This window comes from Methanoregula sp. (assembly GCF_003170075.1).
Lineage (GTDB): Archaea > Halobacteriota > Methanomicrobia > Methanomicrobiales > Methanospirillaceae > Methanoregula.
In genome coordinates, this window is record NZ_PMZU01000049.1 from 1 (window position 1) to 22,860 (window position 22,860).

General features: G+C 55.5%; 26 protein-coding genes. 16 read left to right on the plus strand and 10 right to left on the minus strand.

Annotated elements, in window-relative coordinates:
* The coding region (locus tag QZN75_RS06175) for a DNA cytosine methyltransferase (protein ID WP_292426149.1) at window positions 1-1,262 on the minus strand (1,262 nt) is incomplete at its 3' end.
* Between the two features lie 133 nt (window positions 1,263-1,395).
* Here QZN75_RS06175 and QZN75_RS06180 point away from each other — a divergent pair.
* The 6 genes from QZN75_RS06180 (at window position 1,396) to QZN75_RS06205 (ending at window position 6,232) form a co-directional block, all read left to right on the plus strand.
* Window positions 1,396-2,049: a DUF4062 domain-containing protein gene (locus QZN75_RS06180; RefSeq protein ID WP_292426152.1), complete on the plus strand. Its 654-nt coding sequence runs from the start codon at window positions 1,396-1,398 to the stop codon at window positions 2,047-2,049.
* Complete coding sequence (locus tag QZN75_RS06185) at window positions 2,046-3,590, plus strand: Fic family protein (protein ID WP_292426155.1); 1,545 nt, start codon at window positions 2,046-2,048, stop codon at window positions 3,588-3,590. Before QZN75_RS06180 ends, QZN75_RS06185 begins: the two co-directional genes overlap by 4 nt.
* 292 nt (window positions 3,591-3,882) lie before the next feature.
* Window positions 3,883-4,356: a ribonuclease III domain-containing protein gene (locus QZN75_RS06190; protein WP_292426159.1), complete on the plus strand. Its 474-nt coding sequence runs from the start codon at window positions 3,883-3,885 to the stop codon at window positions 4,354-4,356.
* 674 nt (window positions 4,357-5,030) lie between these two features.
* On the plus strand, window positions 5,031-5,321 hold the full coding sequence (locus tag QZN75_RS06195; protein ID WP_292426161.1) for a nucleotidyltransferase family protein: 291 nt from the start codon (window positions 5,031-5,033) through the stop codon (window positions 5,319-5,321).
* Complete coding sequence (locus tag QZN75_RS06200) at window positions 5,318-5,647, plus strand: DUF86 domain-containing protein (protein ID WP_292426164.1); 330 nt, start codon at window positions 5,318-5,320, stop codon at window positions 5,645-5,647. The genes QZN75_RS06195 and QZN75_RS06200 overlap by 4 nt, the downstream gene beginning before the upstream one ends.
* Before the next feature lie 186 nt (window positions 5,648-5,833).
* Window positions 5,834-6,232, plus strand: a complete 399-nt coding sequence (locus QZN75_RS06205; RefSeq protein WP_292426168.1) for a pyridoxamine 5'-phosphate oxidase family protein — start codon at window positions 5,834-5,836, stop codon at window positions 6,230-6,232.
* 653 nt (window positions 6,233-6,885) lie between these two features.
* Here QZN75_RS06205 and QZN75_RS06210 read toward each other — a convergent pair.
* From QZN75_RS06210 to QZN75_RS06230, 5 genes are all read right to left on the minus strand, one after another.
* The gene (locus QZN75_RS06210) at window positions 6,886-7,107 is read right to left on the minus strand and encodes a hypothetical protein (RefSeq protein ID WP_292426170.1); all 222 of its coding nucleotides are present in this window, start codon (window positions 7,105-7,107) and stop codon (window positions 6,886-6,888) included.
* Between the two features lie 374 nt (window positions 7,108-7,481).
* Window positions 7,482-7,757, minus strand: coding sequence for a winged helix-turn-helix domain-containing protein (locus QZN75_RS06215; RefSeq protein WP_292426173.1), 276 nt, complete (start codon window positions 7,755-7,757; stop codon window positions 7,482-7,484).
* Between the two features lie 2 nt (window positions 7,758-7,759).
* Window positions 7,760-8,404 (minus strand): hypothetical protein, encoded by a 645-nt coding sequence (locus QZN75_RS06220; RefSeq protein ID WP_292426176.1) that lies wholly within the window; start codon window positions 8,402-8,404, stop codon window positions 7,760-7,762.
* 267 nt (window positions 8,405-8,671) lie between these two features.
* Window positions 8,672-9,169 (minus strand): hypothetical protein, encoded by a 498-nt coding sequence (locus tag QZN75_RS06225; RefSeq protein ID WP_292426179.1) that lies wholly within the window; start codon window positions 9,167-9,169, stop codon window positions 8,672-8,674.
* 170 nt (window positions 9,170-9,339) lie between these two features.
* On the minus strand, window positions 9,340-9,723 hold the full coding sequence (locus tag QZN75_RS06230; RefSeq protein WP_292426182.1) for a hypothetical protein: 384 nt from the start codon (window positions 9,721-9,723) through the stop codon (window positions 9,340-9,342).
* 176 nt (window positions 9,724-9,899) lie between these two features.
* Here QZN75_RS06230 and QZN75_RS06235 point away from each other — a divergent pair, with 176 nt between their 5' ends.
* Window positions 9,900-10,499, plus strand: coding sequence for a hydrolase (locus QZN75_RS06235; protein WP_292426186.1), 600 nt, complete (start codon window positions 9,900-9,902; stop codon window positions 10,497-10,499).
* A gap of 54 nt (window positions 10,500-10,553) precedes the next feature.
* Here QZN75_RS06235 and QZN75_RS06240 read toward each other — a convergent pair whose 3' ends face one another.
* Genes QZN75_RS06240 through QZN75_RS06250 form a run of 3 tightly spaced genes read right to left on the minus strand, consistent with a single transcriptional unit; the run spans window position 10,554 to window position 13,864 of the window.
* Window positions 10,554-12,749 carry an elongation factor EF-2 gene (locus QZN75_RS06240; protein WP_292426189.1) on the minus strand — a complete coding sequence of 732 codons (2,196 nt, stop codon included), beginning with the start codon at window positions 12,747-12,749 and terminating at the stop codon, window positions 10,554-10,556.
* A 24-nt stretch (window positions 12,750-12,773) separates the two neighbouring features.
* Window positions 12,774-13,430 carry a 30S ribosomal protein S7 gene (locus QZN75_RS06245; protein ID WP_292426192.1) on the minus strand — a complete coding sequence of 219 codons (657 nt, stop codon included), beginning with the start codon at window positions 13,428-13,430 and terminating at the stop codon, window positions 12,774-12,776.
* A gap of 5 nt (window positions 13,431-13,435) precedes the next feature.
* Window positions 13,436-13,864: a 30S ribosomal protein S12 gene (locus tag QZN75_RS06250; protein ID WP_292426195.1), complete on the minus strand. Its 429-nt coding sequence runs from the start codon at window positions 13,862-13,864 to the stop codon at window positions 13,436-13,438.
* Window positions 13,865-14,019: 155 nt separating this feature from the next.
* On the opposite strand from QZN75_RS06250, the gene QZN75_RS06255 reads away from it, so the two are divergent.
* From QZN75_RS06255 to sepS, 9 genes are read left to right on the plus strand one after another with little or no spacing between them, the layout of a single operon-like run.
* Window positions 14,020-14,436, plus strand: a complete 417-nt coding sequence (locus QZN75_RS06255) for a 6-carboxytetrahydropterin synthase (RefSeq protein ID WP_292426198.1) — start codon at window positions 14,020-14,022, stop codon at window positions 14,434-14,436.
* A complete protein-coding gene (locus QZN75_RS06260; protein ID WP_292426201.1) occupies window positions 14,433-15,041 on the plus strand; it encodes a radical SAM protein in 609 nt (202 codons plus the stop codon). The genes QZN75_RS06255 and QZN75_RS06260 overlap by 4 nt, the downstream gene beginning before the upstream one ends.
* The gene (gene queC, locus QZN75_RS06265) at window positions 15,042-15,707 is read left to right on the plus strand and encodes a 7-cyano-7-deazaguanine synthase QueC (RefSeq protein WP_292426203.1); all 666 of its coding nucleotides are present in this window, start codon (window positions 15,042-15,044) and stop codon (window positions 15,705-15,707) included.
* A gap of 2 nt (window positions 15,708-15,709) precedes the next feature.
* A complete protein-coding gene (locus tag QZN75_RS06270; protein ID WP_292426205.1) occupies window positions 15,710-16,210 on the plus strand; it encodes an NUDIX hydrolase in 501 nt (166 codons plus the stop codon).
* A complete protein-coding gene (locus QZN75_RS06275) occupies window positions 16,207-17,109 on the plus strand; it encodes an alpha/beta hydrolase (RefSeq protein WP_292426206.1) in 903 nt (300 codons plus the stop codon). Before QZN75_RS06270 ends, QZN75_RS06275 begins: the two co-directional genes overlap by 4 nt.
* Window positions 17,110-17,145: 36 nt before the next feature.
* Window positions 17,146-18,417, plus strand: a complete 1,272-nt coding sequence (gene prf1 / locus QZN75_RS06280; protein WP_292426208.1) for a peptide chain release factor aRF-1 — start codon at window positions 17,146-17,148, stop codon at window positions 18,415-18,417.
* The gene (gene argS, locus QZN75_RS06285; RefSeq protein ID WP_292426211.1) at window positions 18,417-20,090 is read left to right on the plus strand and encodes an arginine--tRNA ligase; all 1,674 of its coding nucleotides are present in this window, start codon (window positions 18,417-18,419) and stop codon (window positions 20,088-20,090) included. The genes prf1 and argS overlap by 1 nt, the downstream gene beginning before the upstream one ends.
* Window positions 20,071-20,976, plus strand: coding sequence for a 4-demethylwyosine synthase TYW1 (gene twy1, locus QZN75_RS06290; protein ID WP_292426213.1), 906 nt, complete (start codon window positions 20,071-20,073; stop codon window positions 20,974-20,976). The genes argS and twy1 overlap by 20 nt, the downstream gene beginning before the upstream one ends.
* Window positions 20,977-22,605: an O-phosphoserine--tRNA ligase gene (sepS, locus tag QZN75_RS06295; protein WP_292426216.1), complete on the plus strand. Its 1,629-nt coding sequence runs from the start codon at window positions 20,977-20,979 to the stop codon at window positions 22,603-22,605. It begins immediately after the preceding gene.
* Window positions 22,606-22,638: 33 nt separating this feature from the next.
* Here sepS and QZN75_RS06300 read toward each other — a convergent pair.
* Window positions 22,639-22,860, minus strand: a 222-nt coding sequence (locus QZN75_RS06300) for a hypothetical protein (RefSeq protein WP_292426219.1), incomplete at its 5' end; no start/stop codon positions are given.

Below are 22,860 nucleotides of genomic sequence, written 5' to 3' on the forward strand. Positions count from 1 at the left end.
TTATTAAGCAGATTATGAATTTTTTCTGCAATGCCTTCTGCCATCAGAGGGGGAACGGCATTACCAATCTGAACATATTTCGCGAAACGTGGGCCTTCGAAGAGATAATTATCCGGGAAAGACTGGATCCGGGCCGCTTCCCGCACGGTCAGCGATCTCACCTGCCGCAGATCAGGATGGATAAAATAATGGCCATCTTTTCCCAGATGGGCGAGAACTGCATGGGAATTTGAATACCCATCCACGACTTTGAAACGATCACGGAAAATCTGGCGGTTTTCGTGAGTGATCAGATTATCCGGCAATTCGTCATAGTGTAATCTCTGTCGGTAATCATTCCATTTTTGTATGGCAATTTTGTAAATTTCTTTGTCATTGTGATTGTGTTTGCGTGCCTGGTGATGCCGGATTCCCTCATTTCCGGTCCTTATCTTTGTGGAAAGTAAATACCCGGAGGGTTTTTCTTCACGGTAGGGTTGGATACTATCAGTTCCTTCACCGGCCTGAAGTTCTGGTAGATCGTTAAGGAGCCCATTAATATTTTCTTTATAGTGGATCGGGGGAAAATCCGGATACGTCAGGTCATGCTCTTTTTTCCACCCGATGAAAATCACCCGGTTTCTGTTTTGAAGGACGCCAAAGTCGTTTGCATTCAGGATATGCGTCTCCTTATCCAGATGATAGCCAAGATCTGAACATCCACCAATCACATTGTTATATATTCTTCCCTTCTTTGCACTGATGATTCCCGGTACGTTTTCAAAAACAAATACCTCCGGTTTGAAAACATTAAGGAAGTGCAAATAATATTTGTAAAGATAGTTTCGCGGATCATTCCGCATCCCATGTTCATCTTTTCCGCGACCCACAAGAGAATATGCCTGACAGGGGGGCCCCCCGATAATTACATCTACGGTTTTCCGACCAAACCGGGTTTGCAATTCGGATTGTATTTCCGCGATGATCCTTTCTTCCGTTGCTCTGGAAATTTCCTGATTGATAATCAAATGATTTTGACGAGTTGCGGTCAGGGCAGATCCCACGAAATCGTCACGTGAAGAGTCACCCCTATAATATTGTTGATAAATGTCATCCTCACCCAAGGCTTGCAGATTATGATATATCAACCGGGTTTGCAATGTATTGACTGCATATTGATCTTTCTCAATATGGGCGACAAAATCAAATGATTGCCGGACAAATCCTTCGGTGAGACCACCGCCACCTGAGAACAGGTCAAGGACGACAAAATCCGACGCCATTTTTACAGATAATTCTTGACCAGGCTTGTTAATAAATATGTATACAGTTCACACCAGATCAGAAACCTTCCCCCCCCCAATTTCAATAGCCTTTAAATTCTCTTTATTGCAAAGTAACTATTGAGGAGCAAACGTGACGGAGGAACCGGCAGCCGCCAATAAAAAACTCACCATACTTGTCTCTTCCACCGTCTATGATTATGAAGAACTCCTGGACCGGATTTACACCCTGCTTACCCAGTTCGGGTACGAGGTCTGGATGTCGCACAAAGGGACCATGCCGGTGTTCTCAGACCGTTCAGCATTTGAGAACTGCTTGGCCGCAACGAAGAAATGCGATCTCTTCTTAGGTCTTATCACCCCCCGGTACGGAAGCGGCGTTGACAAGGGCGCGTTATCGATCACACATCAGGAACTCAAAAAAGCAATCGAGCTAAAAAAGCCCCGCTGGCTCCTGGCCCACGACCATGTAATTTTCGCCCGATCGCTCCTGAACAATCTTGGTTATCAGGGAAAAACCGGCCGTGAAAAACTTACCCTGGAGAAAAACCAGATCATGGACGATCTTCGCGTCATCGACATGTACGAAGATGCAATCGTTTCCCGGAAACCTTTACAGGACCGACAGGGCAACTGGGTCCAGAAGTTCAGTTCCGATGCAGATGCAACGCTCTTTGCCACCGCACAATTTTCCCGCTACCAGGAAGTTGAGGAATTTTTAAAGGAAAACTTCCGGGACAGCACACATGTATCCCGCATACTCCGGGACAACGGGGGCCGGTCATGAAATTGGACAGGATAAAAGAGGTCCTGCTGCTCGGAGAAGGCCAGAGCATCGAATTCAAATCCGGTTGTCAGAACATTGAAGCCATTGGCCGGGTCATCAGCGGCTTTCTGAATACTTCTTCTGGCGGCTACGTTGTCTGCGGAATAAACGATGCCGGAGAGATCCTTGGTGTTGATGACGCTGAGGTTGCATGTAAAACCCTTGAACAGGCGCTGGAAAAAGATCTCTCCCCAAAAACACTGGTATCCGTCCAGATACAAAAGGTGCAGGGCAAAAATTTGATCGTCCTTGAAGTACCAGCCGGCAAAGACCAGCCCTATGCATTTGAAGATGTCATCTATCTTCGCGACGGTGTGGAAACCCGGAAGGCTGATGTCGCAACAATCCGTGACCTTGTGCTCCGCAGGCAGGTCGAGCCGGAACGATGGGAACGGCGGTTCTCTTCCGCTAATACAGATAAGGATCTGGCGGGAGAGGAAATCCATTCTGCGGTAACGGACATCAATAAAACCGAACGGCTCCGGTTTCGCGATGCAGACAATCCGATTACGGTTCTTGAAGATCTCTCGGTCTTTAAATATGGCCACCTGACCAATGGAGGCGATGTGCTCTTTACGACGAATCCTGCACTGCGTTACCCGCAAATCCGGGTCAGGGCTGCACGGTTTTCCACGGACAAGACCGATGATATTTACCCGGATACGAAATTCTTTGAGGGGCCACTGGTTACCCTGCTCGATGATGTAATCGGGTTTATCCGAAGAAACACTCCAACCTCATCACACTTTAAAGAGGATGTCCTGAAACGCGAGGACAAAAACCTGTATCCCTCGTCTGCCATCCGGGAGGGGCTGGTGAATGCATTTGCCCATCGGGATTATAGTGATTTCTCCGGCGGAATTTCTGTCACCATCTATCCGGATCGCTTGGAGATCGAAAACTCCGGCAAATTCCCGGAAGGTGTGACACCGGACAAACTTGCGGTGGGACACATATCCGTACTCCGCAATCCTGACATTGCCCATGTGCTCTACCTGCGAGGATTTATGGAAAAGATGGGACGCGGCAGCGTCCTGATCCAGAAAGTCTGCGCCGATAGCGGCTTACCACGTCCCCAGTGGTCGCAGAATGAACGTGGGGTTATGCTGACATTTTTTGCTTCCTCAAAGACCCAGGAAGTATCCCGGAAGTTACCCGGGAAGCACTCAGGAAGTACCCAGGAAGTTACCCGAAAGTTACCCAGGAAGTACCCGGGAAGTACCCAGGAAGTTACCCGAAAGTTACCCAGGAAGTACCCGGGAAGTACCCAGGAAGTTACCCGGAAAGTTGAACGATTACTCAAAGTATTCAAGGGTGACATGTCCCGGCAAAATCTCCAGACTGCCCTGCACCTGAAAGATGACGAATATTTCAGATCTGCATATTTACAGCCGGCAATCCGGAAGGGATTAATTGAGATGACCATTTCCGATAAACCACGCAGCAGCAGGCAGAAATATCGTCTCACAACGAAAGGACAGTCCTTGCGTGGATTAAAATAAATCGCCGTATCTCTCCTGCTTGAGGGCGGGGAAATTTTTCCCGACCCTACACCGGGCATCCTGTTCGTGATCTCGTGTAAGACAATCAATAAAGATTCGGATTTAATTTTGCCAGGGCCAAGCCCACTCATGACCGAGGGGCAGCAGCCCCGTTTGAGCGTCCTCTTCTCTAAAATACCGGCAGCCCACCCCGCCACTCTTCAAATTCGCCCGGAATTATTAAACAAGATTAATGGTTCCTGGCGGGTAATACACCAATCAATAAAGGCCCGGATCCGGGAGGTAGTTATGAATGGATGAACGTAATTCACAAAAAGACCTGCAGAAGCAGATCGGGTACACATTCAGAGATGAAACACTCCTTGAAGATGCACTGACCCGCCAGTCGTACATCAATGATAACCATATTGCCAGGAAAGACTGCATGGACCCGCTTGCTACTCTGGGAGATGCTGTCCTCGGGACTCTTGTCATGTACCGGCTATACGAGAACGGTTCAAGGGACAAGGGCACCCTGACTACCGATAAAATTCGCGGGGTAAACCGGGACAGGACCCGGGCCTTTGCAGAGAAATTCCGGCTTCAGCAGTACATCCGCTGGGGAAAAGGCGAGGAGAAGAACCAGATCTGGCTGCAGGGGAATCAGGCCTTCGATACCGCATTCGAGGCCCTCATCGGTGCGGTATTTCTTGACACCAGGAGGAACGGCAGCGACGGGCTGGCCGTTGTCGATCAGGTCCTGGACGGGCTACACTTTTTCGAATAATTTTCCCGTGAGGTTTTTGTCGGGGCTAAGCCCACTCAGGCTGATGGGCGGAGCCCCTTTTGAGCGTCAGACTCCCCCTGTTCTGACACACCCCTCCAACCCCACCCTTTTCCACCCAAATCCGGGCCCATTCCAGCCCCGGATTCCCCGGTCCCGAACCCGCGAACCGACTTCCACAGGAAGCGATGTCCACGCGCATGGGGAATATGGATTTAATCGCTTATTTCCCGAAACGGGGCAATTTAAGGGCCACTTAAACCTGCAATATAGCGGGCTTCCGGCAGGCCACAAAAACCGGGTCGGGGATTGGTCATCCGGGGCCCGGATCGGCCGCCGGAAGGGCATGGGGGGGCGTTTTCCGGAAAAACGAATTAATCGGTTTTTGGCGGAATCGGGGCGCATACAGGGGAGAAAATCCTTTGAGCGCCCGGCTCACCGGCGGATGACCGGGCGATACGCGGGCGGGTTTAGCCCGGGGACATGGCCCGGTTATGGCGGGTTCGTGGCGGGTTTCGCGGGAGACGCCAGGGGGGCCCGGTGCCCTGGAATCAACAACCAAATCAACACGTGCGCTCACACCATCACGGAACGGGCCGCCCGGCCGGTCCCTCCGGGTCAATGCATTAATATCCTCTTTTGCCAATCTATTCTGTGAGAACAAAGGGGCGACCGTCATGGACATCTACGAGCTTATCGTTGCAAAAAGACCGGACATTCTTGGACTCGCCGATCGGTTTGCCGTAAAGAACATCCGGATCTTCGGCTCGGTCGCCCGCCAGAAAGCAACAGAGAAAAGCGACATCGATTTTTTAGTGGAATTCCCTACGGGCACATCACTTCTCACCCATGCCGCATTCCAGCGGGAGCTTTCGGAACTGCTCGGCCGGGATGTAGATGTCGCATCGGCGAACGGGATCCATGAAAATTTCCGCCGGGCCGTGCTGCAGGAAGCCGTGCCCTTATGAGATCCGACCTCGACCGTCTCCGGGATATTCTTGAAGCGGTCAATAAGATCGGGGAAAAACTTCCGGGTTCCCGGGACGATTTTGCCCGGTCCGAACTGCTTGTCGTATGGACATTGTACCATATCCAGATAATAGGGGAAGCGGCAAACGGAATCTCCCCGGAGTTCCAGGAAACTCATCCGGTAATTCCGTGGAAGGATATAATTGCCATGCGGCATCTCCTCGTGCACCAGTACTTCGGCATCGACAGGGACGAAGTCTGGAACACGGCAAAACATGACCTCCCGCGGCTCGGGCAGGAATGCCAGCGGATTTTAAAACAGTAAAAAAAGCCGGCTTTCCCGGTTCGCGTTCGACACGGGCCGGGAGTTTTTTTTCGCACGAATTGACAACTGAATTGACAGCCACTGTTTCATAACCTGCCGTGCCCCGCGCCGGATTCCCTCCCGGGAAAGCTTCCCGGCCAAACCCTTAACATCCCCTCCGCATGAATAATCCCCTGAGGAACAGGTATGGTAAAACTCACCAGTGAGATCAGGGAATCGCTCGCGGGAACAAAGATCGTCTACTTCGCAACCGCCTCCAAAAAGGGCGTCCCAAACGCCGTCCCGATCGGGGCGTTCAAACTGCTGGACGACGAGACGATGCTCATCTCGGACCAGTACTTCAACAAGACGCTTGCGAACCTCAAGGAGAACCCGCAGGCCGCCGTCTCCTTCTGGGGCGAGAAGGGCGGCTTCCAGATCAAGGGGACCGTGACCATCCACACCGGTGACAAGATCTTCAATGATGACGTCGCCTGGGTAAAAGAGCTCAAGCCAAACCTCGTCCCGAAGTCCGCAATCGTTTTGAAGATCTCCGGGGTCTTCCAGCTCAAACCCGGCCCCGGCGCGGGACAGAAGATCCTGTAACCTTTTTTTTTATGTCGTACCCCGGGGAGATATCCGCCGGGAGCTTGAGGACGCCATCCTTAAACAGAGGCGGTCTGCCGAAGGAAGCGCAAAGAATCTTCCGGCCGGCAAAAACAGCCTGCTCCGGATCAGGATTTTTCTAAAAAAAATAACACACGGTTAACGGTGATGAAAGAAAACAGGATCCGGTTTTGATCCCGGAGCATTTTTTTTATATCAGGATTCATTTTGATAGCCATGCTTTATCACACCAGACAATGAAAGGGGTATCATGGCTATACTCTATTGTGGGGAATATGAAAATAAGAACTGGCGAAGCTTTTCCGGGTCTTCGACAAATCAACGCGTCAGACCACTATGCACCAAAGCAGCGTGTGCCGACTGGTACGATGAAAAATGCTGGTTTATACGAAAATATCCGGGTTAATACCTCCGCCCGGGTTCTTCCTTTAATTTCCGGGCCGGATATTCGCGCTGCATCTGGTTCGTGTATTTTTTTTGGTAATCACACAGGATCCGGTTTTGACGCGAGAGAACGTGGGTGTTAAGACGAATGCCTGAATGTTCGTCTTTCAGATTTGTTTTTAAAATGCCGGCCGTGTCTTTTATTGATTAAAAAAAAGTATGGTCGAATGTAGGGGGAGGATGACGGATTATTTCAGGACAGGTGCGGACGGGGTTTTCATTCCGGTCCCTGCTTTTGGATGGTCCTTCCGGTACTCGACCTGGTGCGACCCGTGTTTTAACGATTTTATGCCTTTTGACGGAGAGGAGAGCACTTTTGGGGCGCCCGTGCCGGACCCGGATTTCTTATGGGCGGTTTCCTGCATCTTTGTACCGGCAATCTTTGTATCGTGTGTTGGTGTATTTGACAAAATGGTTCAACTCCTTTCATAATTTTAAAAGCTGATATGATGGTATTCGTGGTTTTTTTTAGGAAAATAATCCTGTTTACCCGTTTTTTGTTAGTTCATACCAGACAAGGTGAATACATGGTTCGCGAATATAGAGAGTTTCCTGTCGTTTACAAAAGATCTGCCGTTTTTTTGGCCCCCCCTTCTTCCAGGGAGGGATCAGAACGGGTGGACGATGCCATAACCACGGTAAAATGAACCCGGGTACGGGAGACGGGGACCGGGCAGGAACCGGGAACAACCACCGGGCCTCTTCGGACGTATCGCGGCCGGTCCCGGATCTCCTCCTCCGGTTCTCCCGGGATTTTAAAAAATCGGCAGGGGGATACCGGCAGTTATACCCGGAACGCCGGCCCCTTGTCGAAAAGCCCCTGGTACAGTTGGGTAAAGAGGGCGGTGTACCCGGCCGCCCGGTCAGTTGCGATATAGGTCGATCTCCCGCTGTCACTTTTAACGGCGAGGAAGCCGCGGCCGGCAAGGAACCCGAGATATTCCTGGCCTGTCTTCGAATTGAGGTCGCAACGGCCGATGATGGCAGTGAAGGTCCGCGGGGTCCGGCAGTAGACAAGGATCTCCCAGTAGATCTCGTAGGATGTCCTGCGTTCTGCCATGGTCACCGGCTCTCCAGCGCCTCTTTGAGGGATTCCTCTCCCTCGCCGGCCAGTTTCAGGCGGACGTCCCACGTGCCGGCATACCGGCGGAATCTTACCGCGAAGGAGATCGTGACAAGACCTATCCCCGCGTTGAGCGGCGCTGCGCCAAAGATGGCGATCACATCGAATCCCGGGCCGGCAGCGGCAGGAAACGCCAGGATTCCCTGTACGAGGTTCGCGATGCCGAGAGCCAGAAAGAAGATGCCGCCAGCGATACTGATGAAGGTCATCCGCCATATGAGGGTCCTGTTCGCCCGGTAATGGGCGACCATCGCCACGATCCAGCCGGTAAGGGTCTCGGCCGGGACCGGGCCGGCGCCTGTGCTGTCCCGGTACTCGTGCCGGATCCCCCGTAACCCCCGGAGGATCTTTGCGCTTACCAGTACCCAGAAGAAACCGATACAGGTCCCCGTGATACCCGTGAGGATGCGGACCGTGGAAATAACCGGGGAGGGGGGTGCTCCCGCTGCGTAGTGCAGGAACGTTGTAATAATGATCTGCATCCCGAATGCCAGTGCAAGGGCGCCAAACGCCATATTCAGGAGAATGAGAACAACGAAGCTTCTCAGTTCCTTCCCAAACTGTTGTACGGTATGGTCCGTCATGGTTATTCACCGGGCTATACGTATATGGTCGTTTTGAGATTAAAGACCATGAAACTCAGGTACGTACCTCAAGTACCATGGCAGGCCCAAAGCTTGCGGTCGTGTGCTGCCTGGTGAGGGAACGGCACTGGTACGGTCCGGCACAAAAAAACCAGGGCTTTTTTTAAGTATACACAATTCTCGGTGAATACAAAGAAAAATTATTTTTCTGCCCCGGTTTTGCCCCCGTCCCTGTGGTCAGCAGGGACAAGAAGGCGAAAACCCTGCTCATGCAATCTGGTGGGAGAGGGAAATGAAGCTGATCTGGTTGAGGAACCTTGCCTGGTACCCGTCCGGGAACGAGATGGTCGTCACATCGGGAGACAGGTCGACCGAGACGAGCGGGGCCCACCAGTACTGCCTGATCGCATTCTCTGCGTTCGCAAACGAGAATGCCGGTGTCGTGATCGTCTCTGTCCCGTTGGACTGGCTGACCGAGGCAAAGGATGGAATGATCACCTCGGCAGAAGAACTATCTGCCTTTACAACCGTGACTTCACGGTGAAGGTTGTTCTCAAGACCTGCCTTGAGTTCATTTGCCGGGCTGGCAATATTGGCAAATACCGCAATCTGTTCCGTGAACGAAAGGTCGTACTGGAAATCCACCTGGGCATTGCCATTCGTATCAAGGTTTATGGTAAGCGCCTTTGCCGTGAATGCCTGTGCGGGCATAACCGCGAATGCAAGGAGGCAGATGCACCCGACAATAAAATATATACTTTTCATATTTGTCAAATTTATTTTACATTTCCCTCTATATACGCTTGTTCCCATCAGATGGCTGTTCCCGCCTGGCACCTCCACGGGTATCATCGCCCGTCCTGATCACATCCGGGGGCAGGCCGGTGACGAACGCGAAGAGCCGGTACATTGTTCACGGGATTTTACGGGCCCGTTCATTTTTTCAAAGAAATGTAATGGGGCTTTGCAAAGCCGTGGACGAGGATCCAGATCACAAGCAGGATGATGAATACAGCGATGATGTACGGAAAGAGTGCCCAGACTATCCCCATACCAAAGACGATAAAAAAGGTGCCGATGAGCGCATTCACCCAGCGCAACCTGCGGGCCGATGCCGGCACAACTTCAACCCGGTCCACACGCTCCACCGGGTTGATGAACGCGGACCCGAAAAACCCCAGCCCCAGGCCGGTGAGTACTCCCGGCCCCGGATAACCGGCGAGCAGGCCGAGACCAGAGCCGATCAGGGCGCCGGAAATGATCAGGATGTACCCCCAATAACGACGGGGGATATACTCCTTCTCTTTTCCTGTTGTCATCAGGCCAGAGTTCTTTTTACGGGATAATAAACATTTTGAAAGGGATGCCGGACGAACGGGGCGGGATACCCCGGCTAAAACGGTCCTGCGGGGATCCGGGTATACGCCAGGGTATCTGTCAACAACCCAACAGCCGGTCAAAGGAACGATATATAGGTACATGGCCCCATGCTGGTATGGTGATGGAAATGCCGGAACTTAGTATTGATACAACCACCACAGCCCTCGTGGTCATCGACCTGCAGAAGGGGATCGCCGCACAGCCGGCAAGACCCTACCCTGCCCCGGACGTCATAAAAAATGCCGCAAAGCTCGTGAACGCATTCAGGAAAAACGGGATGCCGGTATTCCTTGTGCATGTCGTGAGCACACCTGGAACGGCACTCGCGGTCACAAGCGACGAGTCATTCCCCCGTGCCGGGGCATTGCCTCCCGACTGGTCCGAATTTGTTCCTGAAATTGCCCCGGTCCCGGCGGATATTGTCATCGCCAAAAAACAGTGGGGGGCATTCTATGGCACGGATCTCGAACTCCAGCTGCGCCGGCGCAGGATGGATACGATCGTGCTCTGCGGAATTTCAACGGATATGGGCGTCGAGAGCACGGCACGGTTTGCCTACGAGTACGGGTTCCAGCAGATTTTTGCCGAGGACGCGATGACTTCGCGATCTGATGAACAGCACAATGCAGCAGTGAAGTTCATATTCAGAAGAATTGGCAGGGTACGGAAAACGGGCGAGATCCTCAGGGCCCTCCCCCGGGGTCCTGACGCATAAATGGCAAAAAATCGCCAAGCGTGCACTCAAAAAAAATTTACCTTTATTAAAAAATTACGAGGACAGGTAATCCGCCGGCGTGGGCATCTGTTCCTTTAAGCCCTTCCTCTTGCGGATCGCAATCACGACGTCTTTTACCATGTTGTTCGGGACCAGCTCGAAACCGGAGAACTCGGTGTTCCACATCGCGCGGCCTTCAGTCGCGGACCGGATGTCGCCGGAAAACCCGAAGAGCTCGGCGACCGGGGCCTTGCCGACCACCGTGATCGTGTCGCCCTCGCTCTGCATATCAAAGACCTGGCCGCGCCGTCCCTGGATCTGGGAGGTCGCAGCGCCCATCTGGTCGAGCGGGACCGTGATCTGGATCTTCTGGACCGGCTCCAGGAGCGAGTCGCCTGCAATGAGCATGCCGCCCTTGATCGCGCCACGCACCGCCGGGATGACCTGCGCCGGGCCACGGTGGATTGCATCCTCGTGCAGCTTTACATCGGTAAGCCTCATCTTGAGGTTCTGGACCGGCTCGTCGGCAAGCGGGCCACCGGCAAGGGCCTCGTTGATACCCTCTATGATCAGTTCCATCGTCTCGTTGAGGTACTGGATACCCTTCGTCATATCGAAGAGCATATTCGTGCCCTTGATATGCTTGACGCTCTTGGCCTCGTCCTTGTTCATGCCGGCCTTTAAGAGCACATCACGGCGCTCGAGGGCCGGCTGGTTCATCGAGACATCGCCGGATTTGATCAGGGCGACGATCTCATCGGGCAGCGGCTCGAGGTCAAAGTAGAACCGGTTGTGCCGGTTCGGGGACTTGCCTTCGACCGACTCCACCTTGCCCGTAACGGTCTCACGGTACACCACGATCGGTTCGGATGTGATGATCTCGACACCCTTGTCACGCTTGATACGGCCCGTGACAATCTCGAGGTGCAGCTCGCCCATACCGGAGATCAGGTGCTCGCCCGTCTCTTCGTTGATCGCGATACCGAGCGTCGGGTCTTCCTTTGCCACCTGCCGCAGCACTTCAACGAGCTTTGGCAGGTCCTTCATGTTCTTTGCCTCGACCGCAACGGTCATGACCGGTTCCGAGTAGTGCTTGAGCGACTCGAACGGGAACATATCCTGGAGAGAGGTAACCGTGGAGCCGACCATCGCGTCCCTCATACCGGTGACTGCCGCGATGTTACCCGCGACGATCTCCTCGACCTCCACACGCTTCGGGCCCATGAAGATACTGACCTGCTGGAGCCGGTTCTCTTTCTTTGCAGAACCCATGACGTAGAGGGTGTCGCCCCTTTTGAGGCTCCCGGAGAAGAGACGGCCGGTGGCGACTTCGCCCGCGTGAGGGTCAAAGGAGATATCGGTGACCATCAGCCCGACTGGGCCGGTCGCATCGCAGGTAGCCATCGCCTTTCCTTCCCTGGACTCCTTGTCGCCGTGCCAGATAACCGGGATACGGCGCTTCTGTGCTACAAGCGGGTCTGGCAGGTGGTGCACGACCATGTCGAGCACGACCTCATAGAGCGGGCTCTTCTTCGCGAGGTACTTCATGTCGCCGGCCCGGCACTTCTCGAACACCTCCTTGAACGAGACGCCGCCCTTTTTCATGTACGGCACCGAGACCGCCCAGTTGTAGAGCGCCGACCCGAAGGCAACCGTGCCCTGCGAGGCATCGAGTTTCCAGCCGTTGTTGTACAGGTCCTCGTTCATGCCCTTGATGAGCTTGTTGACCTTGTCGATGACTTTCCCGAGCCGGATCTGCATCTCGGTCTCGTCAACCTTGATCTCGTTGACCAGCCGGTCCACCTTGTTGATGAAGAGGACCGGGCGGACCTGTTCCTTTAAGGCCTGCCGCAGCACGGTCTCGGTCTGGGGCATCGTGCCTTCGACTGCATCGACGAGCACGACTGCGCCGTCGACCGCACGCATCGCACGCGTCACGTCGCCGCCAAAGTCCACGTGGCCCGGCGTATCGATCATGTTGATCAGATAGTCCTGACCCTCGAACTCGTGGACCATCGATACGTTTGACGCATCGATCGTGATACCACGGGCCTGCTCTTCTTCATCCGAATCCATGAAGAGCTGCTTACCCGCAAGTTCCTCAGAAATAATACCGGCACCCGCAAGCAGGTTATCGGACAGGGTCGTCTTGCCGTGGTCGATATGCGCCACGATACCGATGTTTCTGATATGCTTGGGGTCCCTCATGAGCTCGACTACGCGCTCAACCGTTTTTTTGCCTCGTGCCATGAAAATAACCTCAAAAAAAGATGTTTAACGGGCGGATTTTGCAATCCGTTCCTTTTCTTCCTTTTTCCCGACCGAGTAACATTTCGCGTCACCCTTCGAGGCGGCAATCAGTTCATCGGCAAGGACCGCAAACGCGGGCTTCTTGCTCTTGCGCGATGATTTCCAGACTGCCTCTGCGAGGAAACCGATGGCGGAATCGACACGGCGCATCGGGGAGGTGTCGACTGCTTTCGGGACGTTAATGCCACCATATTTCAGACGGACGGTCTCTTCCCGGGGACCGGCGTTGCCGATTGCCTCAACAAGCACCTCGACAGGGTTTCTTTTCGTCTTCTTGTTGATGAGCTCGAATGCATCCCGCACAATCCTTATTGCCAGCTCCTTCTTGCCGGTGTTATTCTCGGTCTGCATCAGGCCGTTGATCAGTCTCTCGACGATCATCATATTGGCCTTATTGAACTCCTGCCGTGAGAACTTGCCGCAGGAGTGGGGGATGATCTGGGGGGTGAGATTCACGTACCGCATAAGGCTCGGGTCGGTAACCTTGACCTCGGATACATCCCACTTGTTGAAGAGCAGTTTCTTTGCCTGGGGCTTCGCCCCGGGTGCAGCTTCGGTTTTTGCTTTTACTTCAGTTTTTGCTTCAGGTTTAGCTTTTGCTTTTACTTCTGCTTCTGCCATCACGATCACCTGCGCGGCTTCTCTTTCCTGCCGATGACCATCTCATGGAGGCAGACATTGTTCACGCGGGTGACGACGTACCGGACCCCGGGGATATCTCCCATGGACCGGCCCAGGCGGCCGCCGATACCTTCGATCTCGACGTCGTCATGCTCATCAATGAAGTTGATGGCACCGTCGCCAACCGCAAACGCGGTGACCTGCCGGCCGTTCTTGATCAGCTGCACGCGTACGCATTTCCGGATCGCCGAGTTAGGCTGCTTGGCCTCGACACCGACTTTCTCGAGTACGATACCCCTCGCCTGTGGAGCGCCTTCGAGCGGATCCGACTTCACATCGAGGTTGAGTTCGCGGCGTGCGTAGTTCTTGTCGCTCCACCGGAATTTTTTTGCGTCCCGAACCAGTTTTCTGGCTGCAAATTTACCCTGTCCCATTAAAGAGCCTCATATCAGTTGTTTTCGTGGTTATCGATAACCCACACTGAGATATATACTAACGCGGGGAACCGATTTATAAATTGTGGCATCCCACCTGCCTGTCTTGTACTATTATCCCTCACTCGTAATAATATTATATCCTCATCCCGCTCATGGTACAGGTAATGACCGTCGCGATCTATAAGGAAGTCCAGATCGATGCAAGCCACCGGCTGCTCCATTACAAGGGGAAATGCGCGAACCTCCACGGCCACCGCTGGAAGATCGAGGTCTGGGTCGAGGGCGAACCTGATGCGACGACCGGTATCCTCGTCGATTACAACGTGATCAAGCAGACGATCGCGAAGTACGACCACCAGATCATCCTCAACCGCGACGACCCGATGGTCCCTGCCGTCGAAAAGTTCCAGCACGTGCTCACGACCCCGGGCGACCCGACAAGCGAACTGCTCGCGCGGATCTTCCGGGACGACCTTGAGGAGATCTGTAAAACGCAGCACATCGCGGCGCATGTGACGAGGCTCCGGGTCTGGGAATCGCCGAACTGTTATGCCGAGATCATCGAATGAAGATTTCTGAAATTTTTACGAGTCTCCAGGGTGAGGGGAAAAACCAGGGGAGACCCTGCCTTTTTATCCGGCTTTCGGGCTGCAACCTTGCCTGCCGCTGGTGCGATACCGCGTACGCACAGGAAGGCGGGACCGAGGTGAGCTGCGAGGCGATCCTCGAACAGTGCTGGCGGGAGAACCCGCACCTGGTCTGCATCACGGGCGGCGAACCGCTGCTCCAGAAAGACGCGCTCCTTTCCCTGCTCCCGTCCCTGCACAAGCGCGGGACACCGGTCGATATCGAGACGAACGGCACGATCACATTTACGGATGTGCAGCCGTATGCAGCCATATGCATGGATGTGAAGTGCCCTTCATCGGGAGAGACAAGCGACCTGTCGCTGCTCAGAACGATCCGGCCTGAAGACAGCGTGAAGTTTGTCGTCGGGAACAGGGAGGACTGCGAGTACGCGCACCGGGTCATGGACAGCTACGCGATCGCCGGCGAGATTTTCTTCTCCCCGGTCTATGGCGCGGACTATAAACCGCTCGTGGACTATATCTTAAGAAACAACCTGCCTGTGCGGTTCCAGGTGCAGCTGCACAAGGTGCTCGGGGTGAAATAATTGAAGGCAGTCTGTCTTATGTCCGGGGGTATGGACTCGTCGACCCTTGCGTATCTTGCAAAGAGCAGGGGCTACGATATCCTCGCGCTGCACGCAAACTACGGCCAGCGCACGGAGAACAAGGAACGGGCCTGCGCGAAAAAAGTGGCCGCGCTCCTTTCGGCACAGGACTTTACCGAGATCGACCTCCGGTATTTCTCGCAGTTCGGGGCGAGCAGCCTGACCGATACAAAAATTGCGGTCGACCGGTTCGACCCGGCCCGGGCGCACGTCCCCAACACCTACGTCCCGTTCCGGAACGCGAACCTGCTCGCGATCGCGACGAGTTATGCCGAGGCAAAAGGGGCCGATGCGATCTTTATCGGCGTTCAGGCGCTCGACTATTCCGGGTACCCCGACTGCCGGCCGCAGTTCATCGACGCCTTCCGGCGCGTGATCGAGCTGGGGACAAAAGAGACATCGCACATCGAACTCTTCACGCCGTTCATCCACATGACAAAGACCGATATCCTGCGGGTCGGTAACGACCTCCGTGTCCCGTACAAGCACACGTGGTCGTGCTACCAGAACGAGAAGAAGGCGTGCGGGACCTGCGGTTCATGCCATTTCCGGCGCGAGGCTTTTCGTGCGCTCGGGATGACCGACCCGATCCCGTACGAGGTGTAAGAATGGAGATCTACCGGGGCAGGCGCCTCTGGATCGAGAAATCGGTTGCCCGGTTCCCGAACGGGATCGAGGCGGAAAAGGTGACCGTGCACCCCGGCAGTGCGGTCGCGATCCTGCCGGTGACGCCAACCGGCTACAAGCTCCTGCGCCAGTACCGGTACGCGGTCGGCCAGTACATTTACGAAGCGCCGGCCGGGACGATGGAAGACGGGGAGGACCCCCTGGAAACGGCGCACCGCGAGCTCATCGAGGAAGCCGGTGTTGCAGCAACAACCATGATCCCAAAGGGCTTTATCTACACGACACCCGGTTATACCGACGAGAAGATTTACCTCTTCGAAGCCCGGGGCCTCTCGCCCTCGCATGAGTACGAAAAAGATGCTGACGAGGTTATCGAGGTCATGGATGTCACAAAAGACCGGATAGACGCAATGGTCAGAAACGGCACCATCTGCGATGCAAAGACGATCTGCCTGATCCACCGGTGCATGGAGACAGCATGATACGCGGCTTTGGTATCGCTGCCGGTCTTGCCTGCCTTGTCGTGCTTGTCGCATTCGCCGGATGTACGAGCAGTACTGCCACGGCAACACCCACGTATTCCGTGGACAGCAACGGCGTCCTCTCGGTCACCTGTGCACCGGTCACTACGACAGAAACGGTTCTCTTTACAAACGATACGTATACCAAATCGAAATTTGTCCTGCACACAACAACCGGGGACGTGGTCACGTACCTGAGTTACCCGAAAACGCCAAAGGCCGTGATGGTGTACTTACCGGGTGCGGGCGAGAAGATCACCGGGCACGAAGAGCGGATGGTAACCTATGCGGCGGCCGGGTATGCCTTCATGTTCCTCGACTACCGGGGCCGGGGCGGGGAGACGGCCGGCACCGCGTTTTCCCCGCAGGCGGATTATGCAAAGTTCGAGCAGAAAGAGTGGCCCGGGTACTACCTCACCATCTGCGACATCTCATCGGCCCGCGCCGTGCTTGCCCAAAAGTTCGGCGTCCCGGTCTACGCGGTTGGCGGTAGCAACGGCGGGCGGTACGCGGCAGTAGCGGCAGGCGTCGACAAGAACTTTGCCGGGTATGTCGGGATCTCCACCGCGGACTGGGGGCTCAAAGACGCAGTGGCCGCACAGGGAGGAACAGGAGATATCCTGCGGTTTGCAACATCGTTAGAGCCGAGCACCTACCTGCCGACGATCTCCCCGCGCCCGGTCTGGATGTTCCACAACGCCACCGACCCGGTCATCCCGTTTGCAGAGGGACAGGCCCTCTTTGCGACGGCGAATGTTCCAAAGACCTTCATCGAATTTTCCGGCGACCACGGGATTAATCCGGATGTCGACGCCCGGCTTATAGCACAATGGGCGCAAATTTATGGTACACAAACGTGAATAGGTACTAGCTTTAGGAGAGGCTGAAAACCGCACATGACAGAACCCGTGGAGATGGACGACGCGCGTAAGCGCTACGAGTTCAAAAAGACGCTCGAAAAACTCGAGGCACAGGAAGGGGACGGGACGGAGCTCATCACGCTCTACATCCCGCCCGACAAGCAGATCTACGATGTCACGAACCAGCTCAAGGACGAGTACGGCCAGTGCGCGAACATCAAGAGCAAGCAGACACGAACGAACGTCCAGAGCGCCATTTCCTCGATCCTCTCACGGCTCAGGTACTACAAGCACCCGCCCGCAAAGGGGATGGCGGTCTTCTGCGGCACGGTCAAGCTCTACGGCGACCGCACCGATCTCCAGTGCACGGTCATGGAGCCACCCGAACCGCTCAACCTCTACATGTACCGGTGCAGCTCGAACTTCGAGCTCGAACCCCTCAAGCAGATGCTCGAGGAGAAATATGTCTACGGCCTTCTCGTGCTCGACCGAAGGGAGGCGTACTGGGGATTTTTGCGCGGCAACCGGATCGAAGCGGTCAACGGCGCGACCTCCACGGTGCCCGGCAAGCAGAGGAAAGGCGGCCAGTCGGCGGCCCGTTTCGGCCGGCTCCGTGAGATCGCCATCAACGAGTTCTACACCAAGGTCGGCGAGCGTTCGAGCGCGATCTTCCTTGCGGAAAAAGACTTTTTCAAGCGCTTCAAGGGGTTGTTGATTGGGGGCCCGAGCCCAACAAAAGAGGAGTTCGAGGCCGGCAACTTCCTCCACCACGAGGTCCAGAAAAAGATCATCGGACTCTTTGACGTCGCGTATACAAACGAGGACGGCCTCCCCGAGCTTGTGGATGCCGCAAAGGACGCGCTCTCGGGCATGACGGTCGTCAAAGAGAAGTCCCTCATGGAACAGTTCTTAAAAGAACTCGTAAAGGACAACGGCCTTGCCGCGTACGGGGAGGAGAGCATACGGAAAAATCTCGAGCTCGGCGCGGTCGGCACGCTCCTTCTCTCCTCGAACCTCCGTAAGTCCCGGCTCAAAATAAAATGCCAGAGCTGCGACCACACCGAGGAGCGGACCGTGAGCATGCCGGTCGGAAAGACCGTCCGCGACATCGAGTTCGGCTCGTGCCCGAAGTGCACCGCACCGCTCGTGCTCGATGAGGAGATCGACATCATCGAAGAACTGGCAAAGCTCGCCGATCTTTCCAGCGCAAAAGTGGAGCTGATCTCGGACGATTTCGAGGAAGGGTCGATCCTCTTCTCGGCATTTGGCGGGATTGCAGCCATCCTCCGGTACAGGACGGGATACTGATGGTTTTTGACACCACGGCAATAATAAAAAAAGCACTGACGGAATGCACAGGTACAGCAGACATCCAGCTCACTGATGGCGGGGAGCACGCGGATCTCGCTTCGACTGTCGCATTCGGCCTTGCAAAGCAGAGGAAACAGGCACCGGTAAAAATAGCGCAGGATATTGTTGCAACGCTCAAAAACAACAAGGACCTCGCAGATCAGGGAATTGCCGTAGAGGCAAAAGGCCCGTACATCAACTTTGTCTTCGGCAGCGCGTACGTGAGTGCAGCCGTGAAAGCGGCGACACAGCCCGGCTACGGGTCATTCCCGAAAAAGGATACCCGGATCACGCTCGAACACACGAGCGCAAACCCGAACGGCCCGCTCCACGTGGGACACATCCGGAACTCGATCATCGGCGACACGCTCGCCCGGGCGTTCAGGAAAGCCGGCTACCGGCTCGAAGTCCAGTATTACGTAAACGACATGGGCCGGCAGATCGCCATTGTCGTCTGGGGCTTTGACCACCTCGAACATACACGGCACGAGGGCGAGAAAGAGGACGCCTACATTGCCCGGGTCTATATCGAGGCGAACCGGGAGATCGAAAATGACCCCGGCATCACCCAACAGGTCGACAAGCTCATGCAGCTCGTGGAGAGCGGCGACCCCGGGACGGTAAAAAAATTCCGCACAGTGGTCTCCCGCTGTCTTGACGGTTTCGCGGTCACGATGAAGAACCTCAATGTGAAGCACGACCGGTTTGTCTGGGAGAGCGATTTTGTCAGGAACGGTGACACAAAAAGGATCATCGGGAAGATAGAAAAACTCCCGCAGGCACGGCACGAGGAGAACCTGCTTGCGCTCGACCTCGCGGAGTTCGGGTTTGCAAACAAGTACGTGATCCGGCGGAGCGACGGCACCTCGGTCTACGCGGCCCGTGATCTTGCGTTTCACACCTGGAAGAGCGTGAACTTCGACCGCGCGATCGATGTACTGGGCGCCGACCACAAGCTGATCGGGGCGCAGCTCCAGTGCACGTTAAAACTCCTTGGCGAGAAAGCCCCGGAGATCGTGAACTTCGAGTTTGTCTCGCTGCCCGAAGGCTCGATGAGCACACGGGCGGGAAAGTTCGTCTCGGCCGACGACCTGATAGCAGAGGTCACGAAGCAGGCATTCGAGGAAGTAACGACCCGCAGGCCCGAACTCGACGAGGATACACGCAGGAGCATCGCTGAGTCCGTTGCCCTTGCCGGTATCAGGTACGATATCGTGAAGATCTCGCCGGAAAAAAGCACGGTCTTTGACTGGAAGGAGGCGCTTGACTTCGAGCGCCAGAGCGGCCCCTACATCCAGTACGCCCATGCACGGGCGTGCAGTATCCTGGAGAAAGCCGGCACGTTTGCCGAGTGCTACGATCTTGAGACCGGACAGGAGATCACGCTCGCAAAGGAGATCGCAAAGTTCCCCGGGGTCATCGAAAAAGTGGTCGCCGAGCTCCGCCCGCACCTGCTCGCGACCTACGCCCACGAGCTCGCCGACACCTTCAACTCGTTCTACCACTACGAACCGGTCCTGAAAAGCGAGGGCAAAGTCCGGGACCGCCGGCTCACGCTCGTCTTAGCCGTGCAGAACACCCTGAAAGAATCGCTTGAGACGCTCGGGATCGATGCCATCCGCACCATGTGACGCCCTGCGAAAACAGGGATACCTCTTTTTTTCGCCAGCATCCACTGCCGCGCTCAAGCCCTGCCTCTGGTGCAAGCGGGCCCTTGCCGGCGGCGACATGTGCTACAAGCACCAGTTCTACGGGATCGACAGCCACCGCTGCGTCCAGATGACCCCGACCCTGCGCTGCAACCAGCGCTGCCTCTTCTGCTGGCGTTCGTTCGAGCACGAGATGGCAGAAGTTGAGGAGTGCCCGCCCGAAACTATTCTCGCCGGCGTGCACAAATTACAGAAAAAAGCGTTGGCCGGCTATAACGCAGTGCTCGACAATACCGTGACCGAGGAGCGCTGGCAGGAAGCGCTCGCGCCAAAGCACGTGGCGATCTCGCTCTCGGGCGAGCCCACGCTGTATAGCCGGCTCCCGGAACTTGTCGACCTCTTCAACGCGAACGGCTACACCACGTTTGTCGTGAGCAACGGCACGAACCCGGACATGCTCGCCCGCTGCCGGCCCTACCAGCAGTACGTCTCGCTCGATGCACCCGACAAGGAAACGTATGAAAAGACCTGCCGGCCCATGGGCGACGCGGACGGGTTCTGGAGCCGGATCAACGAAAGCCTGCAACAGCTCTCGACAAAACGCTCGGCCGTGCGGATCACGCTTGTAGAGGGGCATAACGACATAAACCCGGAGGGCTACGCACGGATCCTGCAGGACGCGGGAGCGACCTTTGTCGAGGTGAAAGGATACATGTATCTGGGATACAGTAGAAATCGTTTGCAACGAAACAACATGCCGGAGCATGAGCAGGTGCGGGCATTTGCAGAGAGAATTGCCGCATCGTGTGATTATAAAATCCGGGATGAAAACCCCTTAAGCAGGGTCATCTGCCTGGAGCGTGTGTAAATGAGATTCAACCCGCAGGACTGGAAAGAAAAATCCCATACGAACTTCGAAGGGGCGTGGCACGAGGGCCCGTCGGTCATCACCCCGCCGGGAGAGGACAGGAAGTACCCCCGCCTCCGGTACAGCCGGGCAAAAGAGCACCCGATATTCGAGACGATCAACCGGCTGCGCGGGATCTACCTCTCGATGGGTTTTGACGAGATCGAGAACCCGGTGATAGTCGAGGAAAGCGATATCTACCGACAGTTCGGCCCCGAAGCGATGGCCGTGCTCGACCGGGTCTTCTACCTCGGCGGGCTCCCGCGCCCGAACGTCGGGATCGCAAGAAAGCAGCTGGACGAGATCAACGAGATCCTCCAGAGCCACCAGAGCCCCGTGGGAGAGAGCGGCCATAAGGAACCGTTCCAGCCGATGACGAAGGAGACCGAAGAGCGGCTCCGTGAAACCCTCCATGCGTACAAGAAATCGGAAATCGACGGCGACGAACTTACCCACGAACTGGCAAAGGTCCTTGGGGTCGATGACGGGATTGTCGTGCATATCCTCGATGCCGTCTTCCCGGAATTCAAATCACTCGTGCCCGAGTCCTCGCGCAGCACGCTCCGGAGCCACATGACAAGCGGCTGGTTCATGACGCTCGGGTCGATCTGGGAAAAAACACCGCTTCCCATCCGGCTCTTCTCGGTCGACCGCTGTTTCCGTCGCGAGCAGGCAGAAGGCCCGACCCGGCTCATGACCTACCACTCCGCGTCCTGTGTTGTCGCCGGCGAGGATGTCACCAATGAGGACGGCAAGGCAGTGAGCGAAGCGCTCCTCTCCGCGTTCGGGTACGAGGACTTCCGGTTTCAGCCCGACGAAAAGCGCTCCAAGTACTACATGCCGGACTCGCAGACCGAGGTCTACGCGAAGCACCCGGTCCACGGCTGGGTGGAAGTGGCAACCTTCGGCATGTACTCGCCCTCGGCGCTCGGAGAATACGGGATTGGCGTACCGGTTATGAACCTCGGCCTTGGCGTCGAGCGGCTCGCGATGATCGCGTACAATTCCAACGACGTCCGGCAGCTCTCGTACCCCCAGTTCTTCCCCCGGCCGCTCACCGACCGCGAGACCGCACGGGCCGTGCACCTCAAAGAGGAGCCGGTTACTCCGGAAGGAAAGAAACTCGCGATTGCGATTGCGCGGGTCGCGGCGGCGAATGCCACGTCACAGGGGCCCTGCTCCTTTGAGGCGTGGGACGGCACCCTGTTCGGCACGCACGTAAAAGTGACCGTCGAGGAGACAGAGGCGAACGCGAAGCTCTGCGGGCCGGCGTGCGCAAACGAGATCTTCGTCCATGAAGGAAATATCCTCGGCGTGCCCGATGCAGAGAAGTGGAAGGACGTGCGCATAAAAGGTGTCCCGACAGGGATCTCCTACCTCGCTGCCGCCTCCGCGTTTGCGGCAGCGGAGATCGAACAGGCAGCCCGGTGCGGCAAGGGGACGCTCGTGCAGGTCAAGATGGCAAAGCACCCCAGCGACATCAACTTAAAAATCGAAGAGTACGCGATGCGGGCTATCACGGACAACAAGAAGAAAGTTGATGTCAGAGGGCCGGTCTTCCTCGCGGTGAAGTCATTACTTACTGACTGATTCTCTTTTTTTTTATTCTAGATTAACGAACCATTAATCGATTGCGTTCACTCTCAAAACCAAGAAAATGGTTGATAGAAAATTTGAGCGAGATACTGCCATAACACTCATTCCTGAATTAAAAAGAACTATCAAAATTATAGTAACGAGGGCTCCCTGCCTCAGGGCCCCTTCGGGGCACGGCAGGGCAAGGTAGTTTTTCATGTCTGTTTTAGTCACTGACCCGCCGCGGGGGCGCCCCTTCGGGGGCGGCGG